Annotated in this window: 18 protein-coding genes; 13 read left to right on the forward strand and 5 right to left on the reverse strand. The window is 74.7% G+C overall.

Annotation, left to right across the window (positions count from 1 at the left end; genetic code table 11):
• The first annotated feature begins 113 nt into the window (after positions 1-113).
• Positions 114-1,433 carry a hypothetical protein gene (locus ACFXOZ_RS38950; RefSeq protein ID WP_380594735.1) on the forward strand — a complete coding sequence of 440 codons (1,320 nt, stop codon included), beginning with the start codon at positions 114-116 and terminating at the stop codon, positions 1,431-1,433.
• Positions 1,434-1,790: 357 nt separating this feature from the next.
• Here the strand turns inward: ACFXOZ_RS38950 and ACFXOZ_RS38955 are convergent, their stop codons facing one another.
• Genes ACFXOZ_RS38955 through ACFXOZ_RS38965 form a run of 3 tightly spaced genes read right to left on the reverse strand, consistent with a single transcriptional unit; the run spans position 1,791 to position 3,612 of the window.
• Positions 1,791-2,558, reverse strand: coding sequence for a class I SAM-dependent methyltransferase (locus ACFXOZ_RS38955; protein ID WP_380594737.1), 768 nt, complete (start codon positions 2,556-2,558; stop codon positions 1,791-1,793).
• Between the two features lie 8 nt (positions 2,559-2,566).
• Positions 2,567-2,947: a hypothetical protein gene (locus ACFXOZ_RS38960; RefSeq protein ID WP_380594739.1), complete on the reverse strand. Its 381-nt coding sequence runs from the start codon at positions 2,945-2,947 to the stop codon at positions 2,567-2,569.
• Positions 2,944-3,612, reverse strand: a complete 669-nt coding sequence (locus ACFXOZ_RS38965) for a hypothetical protein (protein ID WP_380594741.1) — start codon at positions 3,610-3,612, stop codon at positions 2,944-2,946. The genes ACFXOZ_RS38960 and ACFXOZ_RS38965 overlap by 4 nt, the downstream gene beginning before the upstream one ends.
• 83 nt (positions 3,613-3,695) lie before the next feature.
• On the opposite strand from ACFXOZ_RS38965, the gene ACFXOZ_RS38970 reads away from it, so the two are divergent.
• From ACFXOZ_RS38970 to ACFXOZ_RS38990, 5 genes are all read left to right on the forward strand, one after another.
• A complete protein-coding gene (locus ACFXOZ_RS38970; RefSeq protein WP_380594743.1) occupies positions 3,696-4,241 on the forward strand; it encodes a hypothetical protein in 546 nt (181 codons plus the stop codon).
• Positions 4,238-5,020, forward strand: coding sequence for a methyltransferase domain-containing protein (locus ACFXOZ_RS38975; RefSeq protein WP_380594745.1), 783 nt, complete (start codon positions 4,238-4,240; stop codon positions 5,018-5,020). Before ACFXOZ_RS38970 ends, ACFXOZ_RS38975 begins: the two co-directional genes overlap by 4 nt.
• A 60-nt stretch (positions 5,021-5,080) precedes the next feature.
• Entirely contained in the window at positions 5,081-5,722 is a 642-nt protein-coding gene (locus ACFXOZ_RS38980) for a TetR/AcrR family transcriptional regulator (RefSeq protein ID WP_380594747.1), read from the forward strand.
• A complete protein-coding gene (locus tag ACFXOZ_RS38985; protein ID WP_380594749.1) occupies positions 5,719-6,372 on the forward strand; it encodes a VC0807 family protein in 654 nt (217 codons plus the stop codon). The genes ACFXOZ_RS38980 and ACFXOZ_RS38985 overlap by 4 nt, the downstream gene beginning before the upstream one ends.
• A 156-nt stretch (positions 6,373-6,528) precedes the next feature.
• Positions 6,529-8,346, forward strand: coding sequence for a hypothetical protein (locus ACFXOZ_RS38990; protein ID WP_380594751.1), 1,818 nt, complete (start codon positions 6,529-6,531; stop codon positions 8,344-8,346).
• Positions 8,347-8,364: 18 nt separating this feature from the next.
• Here ACFXOZ_RS38990 and ACFXOZ_RS38995 read toward each other — a convergent pair whose 3' ends face one another.
• Together ACFXOZ_RS38995 and ACFXOZ_RS39000 are read right to left on the reverse strand one after the other, a co-directional pair.
• The gene (locus ACFXOZ_RS38995; RefSeq protein ID WP_380594753.1) at positions 8,365-9,549 is read right to left on the reverse strand and encodes a DUF6745 domain-containing protein; all 1,185 of its coding nucleotides are present in this window, start codon (positions 9,547-9,549) and stop codon (positions 8,365-8,367) included.
• A 118-nt stretch (positions 9,550-9,667) separates the two neighbouring features.
• Entirely contained in the window at positions 9,668-9,994 is a 327-nt protein-coding gene (locus ACFXOZ_RS39000) for a hypothetical protein (RefSeq protein ID WP_375896837.1), read from the reverse strand.
• A gap of 202 nt (positions 9,995-10,196) precedes the next feature.
• On the opposite strand from ACFXOZ_RS39000, the gene ACFXOZ_RS39005 reads away from it, so the two are divergent.
• The 7 genes from ACFXOZ_RS39005 to ACFXOZ_RS39035 all read left to right on the forward strand — a co-directional run bounded on the left by ACFXOZ_RS39005 (position 10,197) and on the right by ACFXOZ_RS39035 (position 17,169).
• Positions 10,197-11,183 (forward strand): STM4015 family protein, encoded by a 987-nt coding sequence (locus ACFXOZ_RS39005; RefSeq protein WP_380528888.1) that lies wholly within the window; start codon positions 10,197-10,199, stop codon positions 11,181-11,183.
• A 65-nt stretch (positions 11,184-11,248) separates the two neighbouring features.
• Complete coding sequence (locus ACFXOZ_RS39010) at positions 11,249-12,181, forward strand: STM4015 family protein (protein ID WP_380594755.1); 933 nt, start codon at positions 11,249-11,251, stop codon at positions 12,179-12,181.
• Positions 12,182-12,257: 76 nt separating this feature from the next.
• The gene (locus ACFXOZ_RS39015) at positions 12,258-13,427 is read left to right on the forward strand and encodes an STM4014 family protein (RefSeq protein WP_380594757.1); all 1,170 of its coding nucleotides are present in this window, start codon (positions 12,258-12,260) and stop codon (positions 13,425-13,427) included.
• A 41-nt stretch (positions 13,428-13,468) separates the two neighbouring features.
• Positions 13,469-14,344 carry an STM4013/SEN3800 family hydrolase gene (locus ACFXOZ_RS39020; RefSeq protein ID WP_380594763.1) on the forward strand — a complete coding sequence of 292 codons (876 nt, stop codon included), beginning with the start codon at positions 13,469-13,471 and terminating at the stop codon, positions 14,342-14,344.
• A complete protein-coding gene (locus tag ACFXOZ_RS39025; RefSeq protein ID WP_380594759.1) occupies positions 14,341-15,672 on the forward strand; it encodes an STM4012 family radical SAM protein in 1,332 nt (443 codons plus the stop codon). Before ACFXOZ_RS39020 ends, ACFXOZ_RS39025 begins: the two co-directional genes overlap by 4 nt.
• A gap of 11 nt (positions 15,673-15,683) precedes the next feature.
• On the forward strand, positions 15,684-16,628 hold the full coding sequence (locus ACFXOZ_RS39030; RefSeq protein WP_380594761.1) for an STM4011 family radical SAM protein: 945 nt from the start codon (positions 15,684-15,686) through the stop codon (positions 16,626-16,628).
• Positions 16,629-16,788: 160 nt separating this feature from the next.
• Positions 16,789-17,169: a VOC family protein gene (locus tag ACFXOZ_RS39035; protein ID WP_375896821.1), complete on the forward strand. Its 381-nt coding sequence runs from the start codon at positions 16,789-16,791 to the stop codon at positions 17,167-17,169.
• Positions 17,170-17,246 lie beyond the last annotated feature (77 nt).

Genomic DNA, 17,246 nt, shown 5'->3' on the forward strand with positions numbered 1-17,246 from the left:
TTTTTTTTTTCTGCTTCCGGTGTCGGTGGTGGTGTGTGGGCGGGGCGGATCCCGCCGGCCCCCCCCCCACCCCGGCCCGCCGCCCACCCCTCCGCCACCACCAGAGGACCCCGATGCGCCGCCTGCCGCTCCTGCTCACCACCGCCGCCCTCTGCGGCGCCCTGGCGACAGCCGGGGCACTGCACCACCCGACGGCGGACCGCACCGGGTCCTCGGGCGACGGCGCGGCGCACACCGAAGGCCCGCGCACGGCGGGCAGCTCCCTCACCCGGGCGATCACCGCCGAACAGCAGCGGCTCAAGGCACTGCCGAACGACGCCCCCGGCTGGGCCCGGCTGGGCGCGGAGTACGTCGAACAGGCCCGGCTGACGGCCGACCCGTCCTACTACCCGAAGGCCGACCAAGCCCTGCACCGCTCCCTCACGCTCGCACCCGACGCCAACACCGAGGCCCTCACCGGCCTGGGAGCCCTCGCCAACGCCCGCCACCTCTTCGACCGGGCACGTGACTTCGCCGAACAGGCCATCGCCGCCTCGCCCGCGCACTGGCCCGCCTACGCCGTCCTCGCCGACGCCCGCACCCAACTCGGCGACGACGCCGGCGCCACCGACGCCGTCCAGCAACTCCTCGACCGCCGACCCGGCACCGCCTCCTTCACCCGCGCCGCCTACGACCTCGAACAGCACGGCCACCCCGACCAGGCCCGCGCCGCCCTCGACAGCGCCCTCGCCTCGGCCTTCGACCCCGCCGACAAAGCCTTCTGCCGCTTCCAGATCGCCGAACTCGACCGCAACGCCGGCCACCCCGACCAGGCCCTGACCGGCTACCGCGAAGCCCTCGCCGACGACGCCGGCCACACCCCCGCACTCGCCGGGCAGGCCCGGGCCGAAGCCGCCCTCGGCAACACCGAGGCCGCCGTCCGGGACTACGACGCCGCCATCGCCAAGGTCCCGCTCCCCCAGTACCTCCTCGAACTCGGAGAACTCCACGAATCCCTCGGCCACCCCCAACTAGCTCAGGAGCAGTACCGCCTGCTGGAAGCCGAGCAGCGCCTGGCCGCCGCCAACGGCGTCGTCGACGACCTCACCCTCGGCCAGTACCAGGCCGACCACGGCGACCCCGCCGAAGCCGTACGCCTGCTGCGGGCCGAATGGCAGCGGCGGCACAACGTCCTGGTCGCCGACGCCCTCGCCTGGGCCCTGCACCGCCAAGGCGCGGACCAGGAAGCACTGGACCTGGCCGAACAGGCTGAGAACCACGGCTGGCACAACGCCGTGTTCCTCTACCACCACGGCGAGATCGAACGCGCCCTCGGACACACCGAGGCCGCCCGCACCCACCTCACCCAGGCCCTCACCACCGACCCCTCCTTCAACCCCCTCCACGCACCCCGCGCCCGCGCAGACCTCGCCGCCCTCACCGACACCCGCTGACCCGGCTAACCCGCCGTCCCTTCCCCGACCGGGGCCGGGAACTGGCCGACTGGACGCAGTGCACCGTCAGCGCCCGCACAGACGCCGGCCTCGAGTTCCCCGACAACAAGGCGCGCATCGAGAAGGTCCGCGCCTTCCGCCTTCGCAAGCTGCCGGTCCACACCGAGGCGTACGACAGCTGACTCGCCGCCGCGATCACCGGCCGAACCGTCCGCCTCGACACCTTTCCGCCCGGCGGCGGCTTCCCTCCCGGCCTGTCCTCGCCCGGAGAAGGCGGTGCTCGCACCGGCACGAACGGCGAGCCGGGTCTTCCAGAATGCCCCAACTCGTTCATACCGATGCAATGCGGACACCGGATCAGTCGATGTGCTTGCGCGCCTCGATCAGGAAGCGCGCCGAGTGGGCGACGAACGGGCCCTCGGCCCGGATCCGGGCGTCCAGCTCGCGCAACCGGTCCCGGTGGGCGTCGACGGTGAAGCCCGGAACCATCCAGATCACCTTCCGCAGGAAGTACACCACCGCGCCGATGTCGTGGAACTCCATCCGCAGCCGCTCCGAGCGCAGGTCCACCGCCTCCAGCCCGGCCGCCCGGGCCTCGGCGCCCTCCACCTCGGGGCGGCGGCCCTCGCGTGCCTCGGGCTGCGGTCCGAGGAAGTACTCGACCAGCTCGAAGACCGAGGCCGGGCCGACGTGCTGGGCGAAGTACGCACCGCCGGGCCGCAGCACCCGGGCGATCTCCGACCACCAGGCCTTCACCGGGTGCCGGCTGCTGACCAGGTCGAAGGCCCCGTCCGCGAACGGCAGCGGCGGCTCGTCCTGGTCGGCGACCACCACCACGCCCAGCGGGTGCAGCAGCCGGGTCGCCTGGGCCAGGTTGGGCGGCCAGGACTCGGTGGCGGCCAGGACGGGCGGGCCGCCGCCCTGGCGCAGGGCACCGGCCAGCACTTCCCCGCCGCCGGTCTGGATGTCCAGGGCCGCCGACGCCGACGCCAGCCGCCCGGCCAGCAGCCGCTGGTAGCCCCAGGAGGGGCGTTGCTCGGTGGCCCGGCCGTCCAGCCAGGAGAAGTCCCAGCCGTCCACGGAGACGGACCCGGCCTCGGCGATCAGCTCTTCGAAGGTGCGCATGCCTCGCATCATCGCGGCGCCGACGCCGCGCTGCCAGCGGATTCACCGCCGACCGGGTACCTGCGCACCCACCCGACCCGCACCTCCAGCCCCCCGGCAGCGATCAGCCCGGCCACCGGCTCCGCCCCGCCGCCGTCCGCCTCGAAGGCGAGCAGCACGCCCGGTGCCTCGCCGCACTGCCGCTCGACGAGCCGCCGCTCCTCGGCGCCCGGCTCGCGGAACACCGGGTCCTGGAAGGACCCCGGGCAGCGGACGTAGAGCGGGTCTGTGAGGACCAGTTCCAGACCGTGGTGGTAGCAGAGGTCGTGACCGGCGGCCAGGATCAGCTCGCCGGGGCGCCAGGAGTACACGTCCCAGTCCCACCAGGACCCTTCCGGCAGCTCGATCACCCCGGCCACCGGGCCGCGCCGTCCGCGATCTCCGCGATGCTCGGGTGCCGGACGGCCTCCAGGCCCGGGTCGGCGAGCAGGTCCGCGATCAGGGCGGGCGGGCCGAAGACCTCGGTGGCGCTGAGGTCCCAGTTGGTGAGGACGAACCAGGAGCGGTCCGCGGACCACCAGTGCGCGGGGAACTGGGCGTACCCCGGCCGGGCGTCGTAGTGGGCGAGCACCTCGTCCAGCCGGCCGCGGTGGGCCGTCACCGGTCGCAGCAGGTCCTCGATCGCGGCCGAGGCGAGGCGGCAGTCGGTCGCCGGCCCGTCGGCGCTGTGCCGGGCCAGCACCTCCACCAGCCGCGCGAGGCAGTCGCGGTCCGGCTCGCCGATCAGCGGGACGTCGACCTCGCCCGACAGCGCGGCCCGGTCGTCGAACACCAGGTACGACAGGGTGCAGGGCCAGTCGGCGAGGCGCCGCCCGGCGCCCGCCAGCGCCTCGGCCCAGCGCACCGGCCGCCCGTCAACCCGCAGCGTGTGCAGCACCCAGCAACGGTCGGCGTAACCGGGCGCCTGCCCGGAGCCGGGCCAGGGACCGTCCGGCTCGTAGCCGAGGACCGCCTCCCCCGCCTCCAGCAGCGGCCGGAGCCCGTCCAGCGGGTCCTCGTCGGGTATCCGTTCCACGGCCCGTTCCTTCCCCTCGTTCCGGAACCGCGGCCTCGAAAACCGTTACCCCGTATCGATACGTCTGCGCGAGGATAGCGGCCATGACGAAGGGACAGGACGGCGAGCCGTTCGGCTACGGAGTCGTCGCCAACGTCTCCCGGGAGACGGCGCACGGCGTGGGCGGGCTGGAGATCCGCCAGGGGCTCAAGCACTTCGCCCCGGGTGCCAAGGTGTGGATCGCCCCGACGCGCTGGGGCGTGTTCGACGAGGTCGTGGTGGCCGGGCGCCACCGGGGCCACGGTCGGCGCTACGTCACGCTCGCCACCAAGCTCCGCTTCCTGGAGAACTTCCGGGTCAGCGGCGTCCACAGCCCCGCCTTGTTGCGTGCCCTGTCCCGCCCGGGACCGGGCGGCGACCGGGACGGCGGGCTGTGGACGGCGGAGCAGGCCGAGGCGTACGCCGCGTTCAACAACGCCCACCGACTGGAGGTACGGACCGACGGGCCGGACGGGATCCGTGCGTGGGTATCCGACCCGCCGCCGATGGAACTGGTCCACCAGGACACCACCTACCACCTCGCCCACTTCAACGCCTACTACGCCCGCTACTCCTCCCAGCCGCCGCCCGTGGAGGCCCCGACGCCATGAGACGGACACCGCATTCCGACCCCGGCCGCTTCTACGACGACCTCGCCGAGGACTACCACCTGCTCTACGGCGACTGGAACGCCTCGCTCGCCCGGCAGGGCGCCGCCTTGGACGCCCTGGTCCGGGAGCACCTGGGCGAGGGCCCGGCCGAGGTGCTCGACTGTGCCTGCGGCATCGGGACCCAGGCGATCGGCCTGGCCGCGCTCGGCCACCGGGTGACCGGCACCGACCTCAGCCCGGTCGCCGCCGCCCGGGCCGCCGCGGAGTCCGCCGCTCGCGGGCTCCGGCTGCTCGCGGCGGCCGCCGACATGCGCGAACTCCCCTTCCCGGACGGCCGGTTCGACGTGGTGGTGTGCGCCGACAACGCGCTCCCCCACCTGCTCGCGGCCGAGGACGTCCGCGCCGCGCTGGCCGAGATGCGCCGGGTCCTGCGCCCGGGCGGGCTGCTCCTGCTCTCCACCCGCCCGTACGACGAGCTGCGCCGGGACCGCCCGGCCTCCACCCCGCCGCAGGCCGCCGAACTGGACGGCCGCCGCTCGGTGCTGTTCCAGCTCTGGCAGTGGCACGAGGACGGCGAGCGCTACGACCTGGAGCTCTTCCGGCTCCTGCCGGACGACACCGGGCAGTGGCGGACCACGGTCCGCCACTCCAGTTACTGGGCCCTCACCCAGGACCAGCTGAGCGCCTTCGCCGCCGAGGCGGGCCTCACCGCCACCGACTGGCGCCGGCCGGCCGACACCGGCTTCTTCCAGCCCGTCCTGCTCGCCCGGGCCCCCTGACCTCCCGGTCCTCCGCCACGTCGCCCCCGCACTTCTGCCGACGCGTGTTACTTTTTACTCATGCGAGTAAATTCTCAGGACCCCACGGCTCCGGAGAGCGGCCGGAGCTTCGTCACGGACGCCCGACGCACCCAGATCGTCACCGCCGCCATCGAGGTCGTCGCCGAACTCGGTTACGGCCGGGCCTCGTTCGCGCAGATCGCCAAGCGCGCCGGGCTGTCCAGCGTGCGGCTGATCTCGTACCACTTCGACGACAAGGAAGACCTCTTCCAGGCCCTGGTCGACACCGTCCAGGAACAGGCCCGCACCGCCATGCAGCCGCGGATCCGCGCCCAGCACGAGCCGGCCGCGATGCTGGCCGCCTACATCGAGGCGAACCTCGACTTCCTCGCCGAACACCCCGTCGCGGTCCGGGCGTTGGTGGACGTCCTCGCCAACGCCCGCCGGGAGGACGGCAGTCCGCTGGTCAGCCCGGCCGGCTTCGACACCCCCGTCGCCCTGCTGGTGCAGCACCTGCGGGACGGCCAGCGCACCGGCGCCTTCCGCCCCTTCGACCCCGAGGCGATGGCCACCGCGATCCGCGCCTCGATCGACGCGGCCGCCAACCGGCTCGCCGCCGGGGCCGACTTCGACCCGCGCGCCTACGGCCGTGAACTGGTCACCCTGTTCGACCTCGCCACCAGGAACGGCGGCGCGTCATGACCGTCCACGCCGCTCCCCGGGAGGGACGGACCCGCCGGAGCACCGCCGCCTTACCCCTGCTGCTCGACCTCCTCCTGCCGCTCGGCGCCTACTACGGGCTGCGCCTCGCAGGCGTGGACCAGTGGTGGTCGCTGCTCTGGTCGGCCGCGATCCCGGCGGTCGCCGTCGTCGTCCGACTGGTCCGCACCCGGCGCCTCGACTTCCTCGCCCTGCTGATCCTCACCATGATCGGACTCGGGCTCGTCCTCTCCTCGCTCACCGGCGACCCCCGCGCCCTGCTGATCCGCGAGGCCTGGACCGGCATGCTCGGCGGGCTGATCGGCGTCTGGCTGCTCGCCTCCGTCGGCTTCGGACGCCCGGCGCTGATGCTCCTGTTCCGCTCCTTCGTCCAGGTCAAGGCGGGCGAGGCCGGGCTGCGCGCCTGGGAGGAGCGGTGGGAGGAGGACGCGGCCTTCCGCCGCGGCGTCCGGGTGCTCACCGCGGTCTGGGGCGCGGCCAGCCTGCTCAACGCCTTCGCCCAACTCGCCTTCGCCTACCTGCTGCCGGTCGACGCCGCGCCCGCCGCGATGCACGCCTGCTGGCCGGTCATCGCCGTACCGCTCTTCCTGTTCCACCTCGCCTACACCAAGCGCCGCGGCCTGCGGGCCTGAGGCGGGGGCGCCGCCCCGCCCGGTTGCTCCGTCCAGGTCATGCCGCGTGACCGGGGCGGGTGCCGGTCGTTCCCCAGGGCGACCGTCGAGCGGGGGACTCCGGGTCCGGCGAGCCCGATCGGGTGCGGCGGATGCACAGTGAGAGAGCACAACTGCATGACTGATGCGACCACTTGTCCGACCGCTGCGCCACAGGCCGAGGCACCACCGGCCGCTCGGATCACCGGGACAGAACCCGAAACCGACGCCGTCACGTCCGCGCGGGCAGCGGGCGCACGTCGACCCCGGCGGCGCGCGACGGCGGTCGCCGAGGCCGTCGTCGGCCTGGTCACCGGCGTCGGCTTCCTGCTCTGGGCCCGCAGCATCGACGTGAACCCGCTGGTCCGGATCGGCCAGGTGAGCGGCCTCGCCGGTCTCCAACTGCACGCCGCGGTGGTCGCCGTGCCCGTCCTCGCGGTGCTGCTGTACGTCGCGCACCGCGCCGGCCCCGACCGCTACCGTCCGGCGCTGCGGCTCGGATGCGCGGTGATCGCGGGGCTGAGCACCGGCCTGGTCGCCGGCGGTATCGCGGTGGCGCTGCACGGAACCCCGTGGGGGCTCGGCGGGCAGGAGGGCGACCCGGGCAATGTGATGGGCATGGCCGACGACATGATCCGCGGCCAGGGCCTGCCCGGGGTCTACCCGCCGCTGTTCCCGGCGCTGTTGGCCGTGTGGGCCGAGCTGTTCCACGGCGCCCACGGTGCCGTCGCGGGCGTCGGATTCGCCATGCAGGACCTGCAACTGCTGTGCACCGCCGTCGCCGGCCCGCTGGCCTACCTGGCCTGGCGGCTGTTGCTCCGGCCCTTCTGGGCCCTGCTGATCGCGGCGCCCGCCGCGGTGCTCTTCATCGACCCCATCCGCCCCTACAGCCACAGCGCCATGCTGGTCATGGTGCCGCTGCTGGCCGCCTGCCTGCGCGACCTGCGCCGGGCGCACCGGCTGCCGACCCGCACCGCCGTCCGGCGGGCGGTCGCGTACGGTTCCGCGATGGGCGTGGTGTTCCTCTGGTACTCCGGCTGGTTCGTCTGGGCCGCTCCCGGTGTCCTCGTCCTGAGCGGGTTCTCGATCCCCTGGCGGGCGGGGACGGCGCGCCTGCGGCGGACGCTGCTGTTCCTGGGGGTGACGGTGGCGAGCGCCGCGGTGGTCGGCGCGCCGCTGCTCTACCAGCTGGTCCGGTTCGGTGCGACGACCAAGGACCGCTACGCGATGATCACGGTCTACGCCGATCCCGCCTACGTGATGGGATGGGCGTCCGACCGCGCCGGCACGCAGACCTACCACAACTGGCCGGTCGGCGGTGAGCTGGCCGGGCAGAGCGCGTTCACCCTGCTGCTCCTCGCGGCGGCGGCACTCGCGATCGGCCTCGGTTCGGGAGGCGTCCTGGTGCGGACCGTCGCCACCGTCCTGGTCAGCTCCTGGCTGCTCCGGTTCTGGTTCGCCGCGCAGATGGAACGCACCCAGGCCGTGCAGCTCTACCCGCGGACGACGTGGATCATCATGTACTGCCTGATCGTCCTGGCGGTGCTCGGACTGATGCTGGCCGTCCGGCGCACGGCGGCCTGGAGCCGCACGCTGTCCCGGCCCGGCGGCGGCCCGGCTACCGGGCGGAACCTCCTGGCGGTCCGCCGGGTCACCGCGGCCGGGGTCTGCGCGATCGCGCTGTTCACCGCCATGGCCGGCTCGTGGTCGGCCAACCGGTACATGCCGACCACCGCCTCGGGAGTCCTGGACATGGGCCTGGACGCCTGGCGCGCCCACGTGCTCAAGGACGCCACCGGCCAGTGCCCCCGGTACTCGCCCGTCGCCACCTGTGCCGGCGTCAACCAGGACCTGACCGCACGGAGGGAGGCCTCCGACGACCCCGCGCTGTGGTGCGCCGGCGTCCCCGCCGCCGAGTGGCCGGTGACCTGCGGCCGCCGGGCCCCGTGGGCCTGACGGGCGTGGGCCGGAGCATCAGGTCTCGCGCTGCGGGTGGTAGGCCGTCTCCGGTATGCCGAACGTCCAGGCGACTCCGGCCCGGGCCGTCCGGGTGCTCGGCGGGACGCGCAGCCAGTAGGTGCGGGAGGTGCCGTCGGGCTCGGGCGTGGAGTTGACCACCTCGACCATCACCACCGGTTCGTCGTCCGGCAGGACGATCCGCCACAGCACTCCCGTCTCGTCGCGGTGGACGGGCTCCGCGCCGGAGTCGGCGAGGTACCGCTCGTAGCCGTAGTGCTCCAGCAGCACGCGGCGCAGCTCGGCGTTCTCCTCGGTGCGGATCCGCTCGGCCGTCACCTCGGCGAGGCCCGCCAGGAACTCGGCGGGGACGGGCATCCCGCGCCAGGCGTGCAGCGCGAAGCCGTCCGGGTACTCCAGGGCGGGGCCGTCCGCCCGGTCGAGCCGGCCGGCCTCGTCGCGGTGCAGGACGACGGGCCGTTCGGAGACCAGCGCCACCTCCTGGTACGGCCACCACCAGCCGGCTCCCCGCCCCACCTCGGCGAGCGGTGCGACGGCCTCGACGCCCGCGCCGGCGGCCTCCAGGGCGGCGAACCAGGGTGCGTCGTGCTGGCCGCGCACCGCGTCCAGCAGGGCGAGACGGACGGTGGTGCGCCGGCTCCGGGCGGCGGCGGCCCCGGCGCCGGTGGCCGGGGCACCGGCGGAGGCCCGGTCGCTGCCGGAGGCCCGGTCGCGATCGGCCTCGGGCGCGAGCCGGTCGAGCACGGCGTTGCGCACCCGCTCGGCCAGCGGCGTGCTGACCGGGCCGAGTTCACCGCCGGTCAGCGCCCAGTGCGCGGCCCAGCCGGCCGGGCCGACCTGCTCGACGGCGCGCCGCCGGGCCTCCTCCCAGGGCCGGGTGCGGACCTCCTCGCGCACGCTCACCGCGCCGGCGGCCCGCAGCTCCAGCGCCGCCTCGGCGGCCGCGAGCGGCGAGCCGAACCAGCGCACGGCCGCCGGTTCGGGCAGCCCGGCGGCCCGGTAGGCGGCCCGCACCGCGCGTTCGACCGCCGCCCGGTCGGCCGGCCCGGTGGCGGCCGAAGCGGCCCGCCAGCGCGCCGTGGCCCCGGCCGCGCCGACCGCCCCGCCGGGCCCACCGGCCTCGCCGCGTCCGCCCGCGCCCGCATCGGTCGGGTTGGCCCGGATCACCGTCTCCGTCGTCATCGTCTGCTCCGTTCCCCGGCCGGGCTCCCCACCCGGCCGTCCGTTCCCGTTCGCTTCCCCGTGCCGCGTCGGCACCTGCGCCGGCACCCGCTCCCGCGCCCGCTCCTACTCCCGCAGCTCAGTCCGCGACCACCCGCACCGCGCCCGGCACGTACTCGCGCTGGCGGACCACCCGGTACCACCCCTTGGGCAGCGGTATCGCCGCGTGCTCCTCGTGCACCACCCGGCCGCCCTCCGGCAGGTGCAGCCAGGCCTCGCCGAAGGGCCCGGCCTCCCGGCGCAGTTCACCGGGGCCGACCACGGCGTGGGCATGGCCGGTGACCTCGCCGAGCGCGAGCACCATCCGGCCCCGCGCGTCCCGGGGCTGCACGGCCAGCCCGGACACCCGCAGCGGCACCACGACCTCCGCGACCGGCACGATCAACACATCACCCTGGCGGTACATCAGTCCTCCCACGCCGTACGGCCGGACCCCGGCGGGCGCCGGAACCCACGGCTCCGCCCGACCGGACACGGTCACGCTCCGGAGCCACGACCAGAACGTAGAGCAAGGGTCTGACAACGCGCCCGGGCCGCCACCCGGCCACCGGTCTGTCGGACCCGCCTGGTAGACAGTCGTTCGGTCCGATTCCCCGGAGGAGCAGCGCATGACCGTCAACCACCACCTCGAACAGTTCCACGGTCTCCCGGTCTTCGACTTCGTCCAGGCCCTGGAGGCGGCGGAGGCAGCCGGGCCGACCGACGGCGCCGGGCCCGCCCCGCTGCCGGACGCGGCCGCGGTCGCCTGGCGGATCCGGCTCGACTACGAGTCCGAGCGGACGTGGCCCGAACGCTGGCAGCAGTTCCTCGAGGCCGTCGACACCGAGCGGGTCGCCGCCCTGGTGATCGGCCAGTGGGCACCGGACGAGCCGGACTCCTTCCGGGAGCCGCTGGAGGCGGTGGTCGCCGCCGCGCCCCGACTGCCCGCCCTGCGCGCGCTGTTCGCCGGGGACGTCACGTACGAGGAGTGCGAGATCTCCTGGATCCAGCAGTGCGACGTGACGCCGCTGTTGACGGCCTTCCCGGCACTGGCCGAGCTGGTGGTGCGCGGCGCCTCGGAGGACTGGGAGGGTCAGGGCGGCCTCGCCCTCCAGCCGCTGCGGCACGAGGCGCTCAAGGCGCTGCGCTTCGAGGCGGGCGGCCTGCCGGCCACGGTGGTCCGCGCGGTGGCCGGCTGCGAGTTCCCCGCGCTGGAGCGGCTGGAGCTCTGGCTGGGGGTGGACAACTACGGCGGCGACGCCACGATCGGCGATCTGACGCCCTTCCTGGACGGCACCGGGCTGCCCGCGCTGCGCCACCTCGGCCTGCAGAACTGCGAGTTCCAGGACGAGATCGCCGCCGCCCTCGCCCACGCCCCCGTGGTCGCCCGGCTGGAGTCGCTCAACCTCTCCATGGGCGTGCTGACCGACCAGGGCGCGGCCGCCCTCCTGGAGGGCCAGCCGCTCACCCACCTGCGCGCACTCGACCTCCACCACCACTACCTCACCGAGGAGATGCAACAGCGCCTGCGCCAGGCCCTGCCCGGCGTCGACCTCGACCTCACCGAGGCGGGCAAGCCGGACGACCGGTGGCGCTACGTCGCCGTCGCCGAATAGTCCGCACCGCCCCCTCCGGCTCCACCTGTCCCGCACCCGCCCGAGCACACCCGCCAGGATCCGACATGACGGTCTCGCACCACCTCAAGCACTTCCACGAGCTGCCGATCCACGAGTTCGCCCCCGACGACACCCGACACCGGCCCGCCGCCGGCGAGGTCGCCTGGCGGCTGGCCCTGGAGTACGACGCCAAGCACGGCTTCGAGGAGCTCTGGCGGTCCTTCCTCCAGTCCGTCGACCCGGCCGGGGTCCGCGCCCTGGTGATCGGCCCCTGGTGGCAGGGCGGCTACTCCCCCGTGCGGGTCGCGGTCGAGGCGATGGCGGCCGCGGCCGACCGCCTGCCCGCGCTGGAGGCGGTCTTCCTCGGCGACGTCACCTTCGACGAGTGCGAGATCTCCTGGCTGGAGATGGGCGACGTCACCCCGCTGCTGACGGCCTTCCCCCGGCTGGCCTCGCTGACCGTGCGCGGCAGCATGGACCTCTGCCTCCTCCCGGTGCGGCACGACCGGCTGACGTCCCTGTGCTTCGAGTCCGGCGGTCTGCCGGCCACCGTGGTCCGCGCGGTGTCCGGCTCCGAACTGCCCGCGCTGGAAAGGCTGGAGCTCTGGCTCGGCGTCGACGAGTACGGCGGCGACACCACGCTGGACGACCTGGCACCCTTCCTGGACGGCTCGCGCCTGCCGCGGCTGCGCCACCTCGGCCTGCAGAACAGCGAGTTCCAGGACGAGATCGCCGCCGCCCTCGCCCACGCCCCCGTGGTCGCCCGGCTGGAGTCGCTCAACCTCTCCATGGGCGTGCTCTCCGACGAGGGCGCGGCCGCCCTGCTGGAGGGCCAGCCGCTCACCCACCTGCGCGCACTCGACCTCCACCACCACTACCTCACCGAGGAGATGGGACAACGCCTGCGCCAGGCCCTGCCCGGCGTCGACCTCGACCTCACCGAGGCGGAGGACGCGGGCGAGGACGACGAGGACCGTTACGTCGCGGTCGCCGAGTAGGCGCAGGCGCAGGCGGAGGCCGGAAACGGACAGGGACACGGACGCGAACACGGCAACGGAGAGAGGAGACGGCACGATGACCCAGCGGTTGACCGTCCTCGGCAACCCCGGGCACCGGCGGGTGACGCTGTTCACCGCCGCCGCCCGGGCCGCCGGCCTGCCCGAGCCCTCGGTGCTGCCCTGGCTGGACGTCCTGCGCGGCGGGTACCGGCTGCCGGAGGGCACCCTGCTGCGCATCGAGTCGCCCGGCGAGGAGCCGCTGGTCGACGAGCTGCTCCGCGGCCCGGCGCTCGGCTCCGGCTACGCGCCGACCAGGGTCGAGGGCACGGCCGCCTGGTACACCGGGATGCTGACCGCCCTGCGCGGGCTGGCCGCACACCCCGGCGTGCGGCTGCTCGGCGATCCGGAGGAGATCGCCGTGATGTTCGACAAGCGCCGGGCGCACGCACTGCTCGCCGCGGCCGGCGTGCCGGTGCCCCGGGCGCTCCCCGGCCCGGCTCCCGGCGGCGAGCTCTCCGGCTGGGAACAGCTGCGCTCGCGGCTCGCCGCGGCCGGTCTGCACCGGGTCTTCGTCAAGCCCGCGCACGGCTCCTCCGCCTCCGGGGTGATCGCCCTGGAGTTCGGCCCGCGCGGACGACTCCTGGCCACCACCTCGGTCGAGCTGGCCGACGGCCGACTGCACAACTCGCTGCGGGTGCGCCGCTACCGCGACGAGCGGGAGGTCGCCGAGATCGTCGACCGCCTGGCGCCGGACGGGCTGCACGTCGAGCAGTGGATCCCGAAGGCCTCCCAGTCCGGCCGCTCGGCGGACCTGCGCGTCGTGGTGGTCGAGGGCCGGGCCACCCACGCGGTGGTGCGCACCAGCTCCCAGCCGATGACCAACCTGCACCTCGGCGGCGCCCGGGGCAGCCTCGACCTGGCCCGGGAGGCGGCCGGCCCGGCCTGGCCCGCGCTGCTGGAGACGGCCGAGCGGGCGGCGGCCTGCTTCCCCGGCTCCCCGATGGTCGGGGTGGACGTCCTGCCCACCGCGGGCTGGCGCCGCGCCCTGGTCGGCGAGGTGAACGCCTTCGGCGACCTGCTGCCCGGGCTGACCGGCCTGCCTGGAGGCCCGGCCGAGGGCCTCGACACCTACGGCGCCCAGCTCGCCGCCCTCGCCCGGCGCCCCGACCCCACCACCCGTACCGACCGCACAGAGCCCCGCTCCCCCGCCCCGACGCACCACCAGAGCATGGAACCCTCCCGATGAACCACCAGCCCACGCCCGAGACGGCCGCCCCGAACCCCGACATGAACGCGGTCGTCGACAGCCACGACCTGCTGCTCGTCACCCTCGACACGCTGCGCTTCGACGTCGCCGAGGAGCTGGCCGGGGCCGGCCGGATCCCGAACCTCGCCGCCTTCCTGCCCGGCGGCCGGTGGGAGCGCCGGCATGCGCCCGGCAGCTTCACCTACGCCTCCCACCAGGCGATCATGGCCGGTTTCCTGCCCACCCCGGCCGCTCCCGGCGGCCCGCACCCGCGCCTGTTCGCGGCCCGCTTCGCCGGTTCGGAGAGCACCGCCACCCGTACCTGGGTGTTCGACGCGGCGGACCTGCCGACCGCCCTGGGGGCGGCCGGGTACCGGACGGTCTGCATCGGCGGCGTCGGCTTCTTCAACAAGCAGGGCCCGCTCGGCTCGGTCCTGCCCGGCCTGTTCCAGGAGAGCCACTGGGAGCCGGCGATGGGCGTGGCCTCCCCCACCTCCTTCGAGGAGCAGGTCGCCCGGGCCGAGCGGGTCGCCGCCGAACAGCCCCCCGACCAGCCGCTGTTCCTGTTCCTGAACGTCTCGGCGCTGCACCAGCCCAACTGGTTCCACCTGCCGGGTGCCACCCGCGAGCACGGCGACTCGCGAGCCAGCCACGCCGCCGCCCTGGAGTACGTGGACGCCCACATCGGCCGCCTCTTCACCGCGATGAGCGCCCGCCGCCCCTGCTTCGCCGTCGTCTGCTCCGACCACGGCACGGCGTACGGCGAGGACGGCTACACCGGGCACCGGATCGGCCACGAGGTGGTCTGGACGGTCCCGTACGCCCACTTCACCGTCCCGGCCGGCCACGGCACTGCCACCGCCCCCTCCCCCGCCTCCACTCCCTCCATCCCCTCCATCCCCGAGGAGCGCGCATGACCACCGCACCCCCGCTCCCCGACTCGCCGTACCAGTCCTACGTCTACGCCTACCCGCACAAGACGGCCTACCGCCCGCTGCCCGAGCGCCCGCTGCTCGGCGAGCTCTGGGCCGGGGAGCCGCAGCACGCGCTCTCGCTCTACCTGCACGTCCCGTTCTGCGAGGTCCGCTGCGGCTTCTGCAACCTGTTCACCCGGATCGGCAGCCCCGAGGGCCTGACCACCGCCTACCTGGACGCCCTGGAGCGCCAGGCCGACGCCGTGCGCTCGGCCCTGGACGGCGACGCCCGGTTCGCGCTGGCCGCGTTCGGCGGCGGCACCCCGACGTATCTGACGGCCGCCGAGTTGGAGCGGCTGTGCGACATCGCCGAGCAGCGGATGGGCGCCGACCTGCGGGCCGTGCCGCTCTCCGTGGAGGCCTCACCCGCCACCGCGACCGCCGACCGGCTGGAGGTGCTGGCCGCCCGCGGCACCACCCGGCTGAGCCTGGGGGTGCAGTCCTTCGACGACACCGAGGCCCGCTCGGCCGTCCGCCCGCAGAAGCGCGCCGAGGTGGAGGCCGCCCTGGCCCGGATCCGGGCCGCCGGGATACCGGTGCTGAACATCGACCTCATCTACGGCATCGACGGCCAGACCGAGGCGAGCTGGCTGCGTTCACTGGACGCGGCCCTGCACTGGCAGCCCGAGGAGCTCTACCTCTACCCGCTGTACGTCCGCCCGCTGACCGGCCTGGCCCGGCGCGGCGAGCAGGAGAGCGCCGCCGCCTGGGACACCCGCCGGCTCGCGCTCTACCGGTCCGGCCGGGACCACCTGCTGGCCAACGGCTACCAGCAGGTGTCGATGCGGATGTTCCGCCGCGCGGCCTCCCCGCAGGCCGGCCAGGGCGAGTACGCCTGCCAGACCGACGGCATGGTCGGCCTGGGCTGCGGCGCCCGCTCCTACACCTCGCGGCTGCACTACTCCTTCGACTACGCGGTGAACGCCACCGAGGTGCGCGCCATCATCGACCGCTTCGTCACCACCGAGGACTTCCACCACGCCGAACACGGTTTCCGGATGGACGGCGGCGAGCCGCGTCGCCGCCACCTCGTCCAGTCGCTGCTCCAGGCCGAGGGCATGCCCCTGGCCGACTACCGCGCCCGCTTCGGCAGTTCGCCGGCCGAGGACTTCGCCGCGGAGCTGGCGGGCTTCGCCGAGCGCGGCTGGCTGGCCGCCGACCCGGAGCGGCTACGGCTCACCCCGGAGGGCCTGGCCCACTCGGACGCGGTCGGGCCGCTGCTGTTCTCGCCCGGGGTCCGGGCCCTGATGACGGGCTACGAGGCGAAATGACCTTCCTCGGCATGCCCTCCGTCGCCCCCGCCGACCCCGCCGCCCCGGTCGAGGCCGACGCCGCCGCCGGCACCCCCGACGCGGCGCGGCCGCGCGACCTCACCCTGCTCTACCGCGGCCCGCTCGCCTCCTGCGACTACGACTGCCCCTACTGCCCGTTCGCCAAGCGCCGCGACTCGCCCGAGCAGCTGCGCGCCGACCGGGCCGCGCTGGAACGCTTCACCGCCTGGGCCACCGCCCGCGCGGGCACCGGTGACACCCTGTCGTTGCTGTTCACCCCCTGGGGCGAGGGCCTGGTCCGCTCCTGGTACCGCCGCGCGCTGGTCGAGCTGAGCCGGCTCCCGCACGTGCGCCGGGTCGCGATCCAGACCAACCTGAGCTGCCGTACCGGGTGGCTGGCCGAGGCCGACCCCGCCCCCCTCGCCCTGTGGGTCACCTACCACCCCGGCCAGGTGCCCTTCGACCGCTTCCTCGCCAAGTGCCGCGAGCTGGACGCGCTGGGCGTGCGGTACAGCGTCGGCGTGGTCGGGCAGCCGGACCACCTCCCCGAGGCCCGTCGGCTGCGCGCGGCGCTCGCCCCCGAGGTGTACCTGTGGATCAACGCGGCCGAGGGCCGCAGCTACACCGATGCCGAGGCCGCGCAGTGGACGGCCATCGACCCGCACTTCGGCTACAGCCGGCACGCCCATCCGAGCGCCGGGCTGCCCTGCCGCACCGGCGATTCGGTGCTCTCCGTGGACGGCGACGGCACGGTGCGCCGCTGCCACTTCGTCCGGGACGTCCTCGGCAACCTCTACGACGGCAGCTACCGCGCCCGGCTGCGGCCGCGCCCCTGCCCGCTGCCGGTCTGCGACTGCCACATCGGGTACGTCCACCTGGAGACGCTGCCGCTGTACGAGCTGTTCGGCACGGGCGTACTCGAACGGGTGCCGCAGGAGTGGCCCCGGGGCGGCTGACCGTCCGCACCGGCCCTGACCGTCCGCGCCCCCGCCGCCCCGGCCGCCCGCGCCTGCACCCCCGCGTGACCGGCCGCGCACGGCCCGCAGCGCTCCCCGGCCCACCGGGCGCCCGGCCGCGTACCTCCCTAGCCTGGTAACCGAGAGGAGGCGAACCACCATGCTTGGAGACGGACCGCTGCAAGCAGTCATCCCCGCCACCGATCTCGCCCGCGCCAAGGCCTTCTACACCGATGCCCTCGGCCTCAAGGTCGTCGAGGAGGGCGAGGAGGAGCTGACCGGCGAATGCGGCGCGACCCAGTTCACCATCTACCGCACCCCCAGCGGCGGCCAGGCCGCCCACACCCTCGCCAGTTTCAAGGTCGCCGACCTCGACGGCGAGATGGCCGCCCTGCGTGAGCGCGGCATCACCTTCGAGGAGTACGACTTCCCCGGCCTCAAGACGGTCAACGGGGTCGCCGAGGGCGAGGGCATGCGCGCCGCCTGGTTCAAGGACAGCGAGGGCAACATCCTCTGCGTGGCCCAGCGCGTCGGAAGCTGACCCATCCCCGACCGATCCCCCCACCCCTACCCCCCCCCCCACCGCACCCGGGACGCCGGGGCCCGGCCCGCTCGTCA

The sequence above is a fragment of the Kitasatospora sp. NPDC059160 genome (assembly GCF_042755465.1).
In the GTDB taxonomy this organism is placed as follows: domain Bacteria; phylum Actinomycetota; class Actinomycetes; order Streptomycetales; family Streptomycetaceae; genus Kitasatospora.

Coding starts and splice junctions, on each gene's coding strand:
- ACFXOZ_RS38985 (WP_380594749.1), top strand. CDS start 5,719: ATGACCGTCCACGCCGCTCCCCGGGAGGGACGGACCCGCCGGAGCACC.
- ACFXOZ_RS39000 (WP_375896837.1), bottom strand. CDS start 9,994: ATGTACCGCCAGGGTGATGTGTTGATCGTGCCGGTCGCGGAGGTCGTG.
- ACFXOZ_RS39025 (WP_380594759.1), top strand. CDS start 14,341: ATGACCACCGCACCCCCGCTCCCCGACTCGCCGTACCAGTCCTACGTC.
- ACFXOZ_RS38950 (WP_380594735.1), top strand. CDS start 114: ATGCGCCGCCTGCCGCTCCTGCTCACCACCGCCGCCCTCTGCGGCGCC.
- ACFXOZ_RS39015 (WP_380594757.1), top strand. CDS start 12,258: ATGACCCAGCGGTTGACCGTCCTCGGCAACCCCGGGCACCGGCGGGTG.
- ACFXOZ_RS38980 (WP_380594747.1), top strand. CDS start 5,081: ATGCGAGTAAATTCTCAGGACCCCACGGCTCCGGAGAGCGGCCGGAGC.
- ACFXOZ_RS39030 (WP_380594761.1), top strand. CDS start 15,684: ATGCCCTCCGTCGCCCCCGCCGACCCCGCCGCCCCGGTCGAGGCCGAC.
- ACFXOZ_RS39010 (WP_380594755.1), top strand. CDS start 11,249: ATGACGGTCTCGCACCACCTCAAGCACTTCCACGAGCTGCCGATCCAC.
- ACFXOZ_RS38995 (WP_380594753.1), bottom strand. CDS start 9,549: ATGACGACGGAGACGGTGATCCGGGCCAACCCGACCGATGCGGGCGCG.
- ACFXOZ_RS39020 (WP_380594763.1), top strand. CDS start 13,469: ATGAACGCGGTCGTCGACAGCCACGACCTGCTGCTCGTCACCCTCGAC.
- ACFXOZ_RS38990 (WP_380594751.1), top strand. CDS start 6,529: ATGACTGATGCGACCACTTGTCCGACCGCTGCGCCACAGGCCGAGGCA.
- ACFXOZ_RS38975 (WP_380594745.1), top strand. CDS start 4,238: ATGAGACGGACACCGCATTCCGACCCCGGCCGCTTCTACGACGACCTC.
- ACFXOZ_RS38970 (WP_380594743.1), top strand. CDS start 3,696: ATGACGAAGGGACAGGACGGCGAGCCGTTCGGCTACGGAGTCGTCGCC.
- ACFXOZ_RS38955 (WP_380594737.1), bottom strand. CDS start 2,558: ATGCGCACCTTCGAAGAGCTGATCGCCGAGGCCGGGTCCGTCTCCGTG.
- ACFXOZ_RS39035 (WP_375896821.1), top strand. CDS start 16,789: ATGCTTGGAGACGGACCGCTGCAAGCAGTCATCCCCGCCACCGATCTC.
- ACFXOZ_RS39005 (WP_380528888.1), top strand. CDS start 10,197: ATGACCGTCAACCACCACCTCGAACAGTTCCACGGTCTCCCGGTCTTC.